This window comes from Candidatus Nitrosarchaeum limnium BG20, from assembly GCF_000241145.1.
Lineage (GTDB): Archaea > Thermoproteota > Nitrososphaeria > Nitrososphaerales > Nitrosopumilaceae > Nitrosarchaeum > Nitrosarchaeum limnae.
Map to the genome: position 1 here is coordinate 1 of NZ_AHJG01000072.1, position 1,555 is coordinate 1,555.

At 28.0% G+C, this 1,555-nt stretch carries 2 protein-coding genes; one reads left to right on the top strand and one right to left on the bottom strand.

Features of this window, described 5'->3' with window-relative positions; translation table 11 throughout:
- A partial coding sequence (locus BG20_RS02430; protein ID WP_010190429.1) for an ABC transporter substrate-binding protein occupies positions 1 to 427 on the bottom strand: 427 nt, incomplete at its 3' end.
- A gap of 813 nt (positions 428 to 1,240) precedes the next feature.
- Here BG20_RS02430 and BG20_RS12330 point away from each other — a divergent pair.
- Complete coding sequence (locus BG20_RS12330) at positions 1,241 to 1,393, top strand: hypothetical protein (RefSeq protein WP_157999262.1); 153 nt, start codon at positions 1,241 to 1,243, stop codon at positions 1,391 to 1,393.
- Positions 1,394 to 1,555 lie beyond the last annotated feature (162 nt).

Here is a 1,555-nt window from a genome sequence, read left to right on the forward strand (position 1 = left end):
GCACTGTGACATATTCAGGATCTGATGGGCTATAGTATGAAACTGTTGGTGCCCCATACCCGCCCATTAATTCATTAACAATTAATTTTCTATCGATGAGATAATTTAATGCAAATCTTACTTCTTTGAGTGAAAATGGATTGAAGTCATTTGATTCTGCTGGATTTACTAAAATACTGTAAGACCCTCCTGCAGAATCAAACACCTTTAATCCCTCGCGAGATTTTTGTTCACTTAATCTGTCTGGAGATATCTTATCATAATAAATATCTAAATTTCCATTTCTCACTTCTTCAAGTGCGGTATTTTCGTCTAAATACTGAATGAATTTTACAGAATCAAAAAATGTACTTTTATCCGCAAATGAATTGTTGTCAATTAAAAATATCAGTACAAATGCTAGTATGAATACTAGCAATAATTTCATGATGTTTAATTGATCTGATTGTAATAAAAATATAATTGCTCTGTGAATTCTCTCTTGCCTATTTTTTTAAATTTTTAACGACTATTTTTTCAATTTGGTTCTTTTACTCGCTTTATTACTCTCTCATTTGGATTGACCTTAAAATCCTGATTAGTTTGGGATTCTTATCTGGAGTTTCTTTAATCTTTACTTCCTAAGACCTTCTATTCCTATGATTAACTATATCTTCATATATAAAAAAGGATTTTTTTGTAATTAACATTGTTAATCATTTCCTAAATACTATGATTAAAAACATGCATTAATGCAGAAGCAAAAATATCTACTCCGAGAGAAAAACACAAGAATTCATCCTAAATTAGATTCAACGATGAATGGTTTTCATTTACTGCCCATTACTCCGCGCTGATGTTTTCTCTAGATATGCTTCTGCATTATTCTTAATAATGAATTACACGTAGTTACAAATGTTAATGACCTAAACCAAATCAATCTCATTATGTATTGTGTGATTTAATAAAACATCTCCATAATGTAAAGACATTATCTTTCCCTGACTTCATACATGATTATTTTTAATATGTCAATGATGTATCTACTGAGATAATCCCTAAAGATGATATTAAAATGAATGTGGGGTAAAATTATCTAATTAGTAGATCTTAAATCTTACAAATTATGTTTTAAATTTTATTTATATCATCTGATTTTCAGGACTCATTTAATTAAATCTAAAACTTGATTTGATCTCTCTTGATCGCGTTAATGTATCGGTGTTTTTATACATGGAATTTCAAATCTTATTTGAAGAACTTGGAACCTGCTGAAATGAAACTTATGATGAACATGTTAAAGGTTGCAATTCATCAAGAACGTGAGTTTACATCCGATGAATCTAAAAACTTTAATGATTTATTTGTAAAAATAATTGAAAATAAAATAATTGGTAATACAAAAAAAATATAATTTTGATATTTTGTTTAAACTCATTACTTGATTACTAGTTTTTGTGCCTAATCTTTGGGTTATTTGTCCCTTGATTGTGATAATGATCCCTATTTTTTATTAGAAATTACTTTAGTGTAATTTTGATAATTTTTCCTAAAACCTATATCATCTCATTCATCA